Consider the following 3936-nt stretch of genomic DNA (forward strand, 5'->3'; position numbering starts at 1 on the left):
GTCGAAGAGTACTGTAAGATTATTTTTGAAGAATACGAAGAAGAGCCTGTAAGCCATACTACGCTGTGGCGTGAGCTGCAGGTTTTAGATAAAGAAGGCTTGATAGATACTGAGACTGTTCAGACAAAAGAAGGCGCTACAACGCAAATTTATATTGAAGATATTCCAGCTAAGATTTTGGAAGAATTCCTTATTGAGAAATTGTCGTGAGAGCTGTCGACGGAAAGCCACTTTTCAAATTTTGAAAAGTGGAGCCAGAGAGGTAAAAAAGCCACTTTCCAATTCTTCTACTCTCGAGTGAAACTATATATTCTCAGCCTGCACAATAATATTTGCTAACGTTAGCACAAACGTAAGAGGCGCATCAAAGAGGCTATAAAGCGCCCTAAGGTGGGCCCCTTGATGCGTGCTTGATATCGGTTGCGACATATAAAGGCACAAAACATCGAAAGTTCTTTTTTGTCCACCTTAGGCGAACGGAAAATATAGGATGTGATATAAATGAAAGACGGAGCAGAAGATATAACTGAAATAACAGAACTGGAAGAACTGCCTGGCGTTGGTAGCGGTACCGCAGAAAAACTTCGAAACGCCGGGTTTGGCGATGTGCTCAGCGTAGCGCTCACAATGCCGAACACGCTTGCAGAAGCATGCGAATTGAAGTATTCTGATGCTTGCAAGCTCGTGCATACGGCGAAGCAGCATATAAAATTAAAGCCGCTTGAGACTGGCGATATTGTTAAAGAGAGGAGAGCTAAAATACAGCGTCTCAAGATAGGCGTGAAAGATTTGGACGATTTGCTCGGCGGTGGATTAGAGCCCTGCGCAATAACAGAATTTTACGGTGAGTTCTCTACAGGCAAAACTCAGATATGCCATCAGTTATGCGTTAACGTGCAGTTGCCTGTTGAGAAAGGCGGTTTGGAAGGCGAAGTTGTCTATGTAGATACAGAGAATACTTTTAGACCTGAACGTATCGAATCTATGGCGAATGCGCTGAAATTAGATCCTGCGGAGGTTCTTAAAAAGATACACGTTATCAGAGCTACATCTGCAGGGCATCAGGTAATTATTGGTGAACGATTACAAGAACTTACAAAAGATATCAATGTAAAACTTCTTGTTGTGGATTCTCTGACTGCGCATTTCAGAGCTGAGTTTGCAGGCAGGGGAGTGCTCACTGACAGACAGCAATCTCTAAGCAAATATATACATAACTTATTAAAATTTGCAGACGAGCGCAACTGTGTAGTTGCAGCAACAAATCAAGTAGTCGCTGATCCAGGAAAAATGTTTGGAGACCCTAACAAGCCTGCAGGCGGCAATATCGTAGCGCATACGATGCTGTTTCGCGTCTATCTAAGAAAAGGGCAGAAAGGTAAAAAAGTTGCAAAACTGGTAGATGCGCCTAATCTTCCTGAGGGCGAGGCGCTGTTTTCGTTGTGTGAGAAGGGAATCAGAGATTGAAGAAGGGGGTGATGAAAATGGTCAAAGGAAATCAGCCTGAGCATGTAAGAGCTGGTGGCGTCGAAGTGACTGTCTGGCGCAATGCTCTCGAGAATGGTTTTGCCACAGTAACTTTGCATCGTAACTACAAAGACAAGCATAACGACTGGCAGAAGACGCAATCGCTTAGAGTTAGCGATATACCTAAAGCAATACTGGCACTGCAAAAAGCTTACGAATTACTTGTTGTTAAAGACGGGCGTGGGGACTAAAAGATGTATGCGCAAGAAATACTTTCAACTTCCAGCGAAGAAGAAGAGCACGAATCTATGATACTAAATGAAGATGCGCTTATGCCAGATTACATACCGCAGAAAATAATCAGCAGAGAGAAGCAGCTTAAGGAGTTATTATTCTGGTATGAAACGATATTGCGCTCGCATAAGCCTGTAAACATTCTTATCAAAGGCATGCCCGGAACCGGTAAAACGTTGCTTGCACAGTATCTTGCAAGTTTGCTCAAGGAAAATGCTTCTAAAAGAAATGTAAACCTTCATACGATATACATCGATTGCAGGGACTGTACAAGTGAAACGGAACTGCTTGTAAAAGTCATTAAAAGTTTGAGCACTAATTTTAACCCGGCACGGCTGGGCTGGGGGCAGCTTCTTAATATATTAAAGGAGATATTAAAAGCAAAAGGTTATCCTCGTGTTTTAGTTATTCTCGATGAAATTAATTTAATGCTGGAGAAAGGAGAAACTAATTTGTTATATCTGTTTACGCGCTCGCCATCGCATGATCTTGGCTCCGTATCGCTGATAGTGATTGCAGTAAGTGCCAGTATTCTTCATAGGTTAGAAGAAATAGATCCTTCTACACTGAGTAGTTTTGGTCATTGCGCGCCCATAATAAAAATGGAAAAATATACAAAACAAGAACTTATGGAAATAATAGGTGAAAGAGCTAAGTTAGCGCTGGCGCCAGATAGTTTGCTTAAAAACGAGCTGGAGCTTATTGCTGACATTGCTAGTCATGTGGGCAATGCAAGATTAGGTATAGAAGTTGTATGGACCGCTGCTAAAATGGCAGATGCTGAGAAGCGTGGGCGCATTGAACTGGATGATGTAAGGGCTGCTAAGAATTATGTCAACCCAGAGATATCAGATGATGTACTTATAGATATGAGCGAGCAAAATTTACTCGTGTATTACTCAACTGCATGGTATTTTTGCGAAAATAGAAATGCAATTTACGTAGAAACTAATAAACTCCGGCCCTACTATACAAAAGCATGTAAAGATAACAACATTCAACCTGTTTCAGAAAGACAGTATCGCAATCTCTTAGAGGACTTGGGCGAGAAAGGCTTGATAAGCTACATATCTGAAGGTAGAGGTAAACCTGCAATCGTATCGCTTGAAGAAGTATCAGCTTATGTGTTGAGAGAAAGAATTGAAAATTATATTCAAAAGCAAAAACTTCACGAAAAACTGCTAGAAATAGATCGTAAAGCAAATAATAGTTCTTAATTTTTACATTTTTTTCAATTTTTAGGTATGCATTTCTCGACGAGCATTTCCAACTTGCCTTTTTGCCAGATAAAAACTCGAGCCGAAAGATTTATTATAACATCTAAGTTGGAAATGAGTTGGAAATCAAATTTTTAGCTCTCTGGCTCCCTTAACTTGGAAATTTTTTAAGTTCCACACACACGCACGAACGCTTATAAAGAATAAAAAACATAGTTATTGCTTAGACGTTCGCGCAGAAGCACTCCAACCAAAGAGAACATCTACGGAGCGTCTAAGCATGTATAATATAGGTGCTCGGAAAATAAAAGCCTTGCGGAAGAAAGCACTTGATGCGCTATCCGCATGATACCTTTTTCCGATGCCTATAGTTTTTTCCGTGCTTAGCGGTTAGGCTCTTTGAGAGTGTCTCGTGCCTAGATGCTCTACGGTGTTTTCTTTTGGATAAGCAGCTTCTTCAGAGCGTCAAGAACAACGGAAGGTGAGAACAAAAAATGGAAATGGATTGGTCAAAAGAACCGCATGATGCAACGCTGGAAGAACTTATTCTGGCGTATGCTGAAGGCAAGACTGAGGAAGAGCTGATAGAGGAAGTAGCGCAAGAGTACGATATGCATCCAATAAGAAAAGCGCAATTGTGGACGCGGATACAAAACCTAATTGCACAGTGCATGTTGAGCGTAGATCAGAACGGAAAACTTAAGGTAAGGCGGTGAGCAAAAATGGGAAGAATTTATAGCGATAGGAAAGACGCGCTTGAATCTGCAGAGAAGTATCTCAATAAATGGGACAAGTATAGCAAGCGCTTCATAGCATTTTGGACTGAAAAAGACTGCGAGCTGATAATAAGGCCTATAGTGACAAGCAAAGGAATTGACAGTTGGTGGATTGCGAAACGCAGCAAGGAAGAAATATTTGCATTCGGCAACAGGCTCGGAATCGAGATACTATCGGTTAC

6 protein-coding genes are annotated in these 3936 nt (G+C 41.4%); all 6 read left to right on the forward strand.

Annotated elements, in window-relative coordinates:
* Positions 1-210 (forward strand): helix-turn-helix transcriptional regulator (locus QMD21_07305; GenBank protein MDI6856568.1); only part of this gene is annotated, 210 nt, incomplete at its 5' end.
* Positions 211-501: 291 nt separating this feature from the next.
* A complete protein-coding gene (gene radA / locus QMD21_07310; protein MDI6856569.1) occupies positions 502-1467 on the forward strand; it encodes a DNA repair and recombination protein RadA in 966 nt (321 codons plus the stop codon).
* Positions 1468-1484: 17 nt separating this feature from the next.
* Positions 1485-1718 carry a hypothetical protein gene (locus tag QMD21_07315; GenBank protein ID MDI6856570.1) on the forward strand — a complete coding sequence of 78 codons (234 nt, stop codon included), beginning with the start codon at positions 1485-1487 and terminating at the stop codon, positions 1716-1718.
* Between the two features lie 3 nt (positions 1719-1721).
* Positions 1722-2978, forward strand: a complete 1257-nt coding sequence (locus QMD21_07320) for an AAA family ATPase (GenBank protein ID MDI6856571.1) — start codon at positions 1722-1724, stop codon at positions 2976-2978.
* Positions 2979-3478: 500 nt separating this feature from the next.
* Complete coding sequence (locus tag QMD21_07325) at positions 3479-3694, forward strand: hypothetical protein (protein ID MDI6856572.1); 216 nt, start codon at positions 3479-3481, stop codon at positions 3692-3694.
* A 6-nt stretch (positions 3695-3700) separates the two neighbouring features.
* On the forward strand, positions 3701-3936 hold a 236-nt coding region (locus tag QMD21_07330), incomplete at its 3' end, for a hypothetical protein (GenBank protein MDI6856573.1).

Source organism: Candidatus Thermoplasmatota archaeon, from assembly GCA_030018475.1.
Lineage (GTDB): Archaea > Thermoplasmatota > JASEFT01 > JASEFT01 > JASEFT01 > JASEFT01.

What these genes read in the sequence shown, in the direction of transcription:
- radA (MDI6856569.1), top strand. Translation starts at nt 502, where the DNA reads ATGAAAGACGGAGCAGAAGATATAACTGAAATAACAGAACTGGAAGAA.
- QMD21_07315 (MDI6856570.1), top strand. Translation starts at nt 1,485, where the DNA reads ATGGTCAAAGGAAATCAGCCTGAGCATGTAAGAGCTGGTGGCGTCGAA.
- QMD21_07320 (MDI6856571.1), top strand. Translation starts at nt 1,722, where the DNA reads ATGTATGCGCAAGAAATACTTTCAACTTCCAGCGAAGAAGAAGAGCAC.
- QMD21_07325 (MDI6856572.1), top strand. Translation starts at nt 3,479, where the DNA reads ATGGATTGGTCAAAAGAACCGCATGATGCAACGCTGGAAGAACTTATT.